A 297-nucleotide genomic window follows, 5' to 3' on the forward strand; every position below is an offset into this window, starting at 1 on the left:
TTGATGGGGTAAGGCTCCCTGGAGACGACGGGGTTGATAGGCCGGAGATGGAAGCCTTGTGAGGGGTGGAGTCGACCGGTACTAATAGGCCGAGGGCTTGTCCGCAGATGCTCGCGTCCACTGTGAAACTGACACCGCAACATTTGTGTCGAGGGATCGTTTTCCTCGCCGTGTTCCGGTGGTCATGGCGGAGAGGAAACGCCCGGTTACATTCCGAACCCGGAAGCTAAGCTTTCCAGCGCCGATGGTACTGCATGGGGGACCGTGTGGGAGAGTAGGACACCGCCGGACAAATAT

2 rRNA genes are annotated in these 297 nt (G+C 58.6%); both read left to right on the plus strand.

Features of this window, described 5'->3' with window-relative positions:
- Window positions 1–105, plus strand: a 23S ribosomal RNA gene (locus tag RM780_RS27755); the annotation flags it as partial.
- 69 nt (window positions 106–174) lie between these two features.
- Window positions 175–291: ribosomal RNA gene (rrf, locus tag RM780_RS27760) — 5S ribosomal RNA — on the plus strand.
- Window positions 292–297: the final 6 nt, after the last annotated feature.

It is taken from the genome of Streptomyces boetiae (assembly GCF_031845405.1).
In the GTDB taxonomy this organism is placed as follows: Bacteria; Actinomycetota; Actinomycetes; order Streptomycetales; family Streptomycetaceae; genus Streptomyces; species Streptomyces boetiae.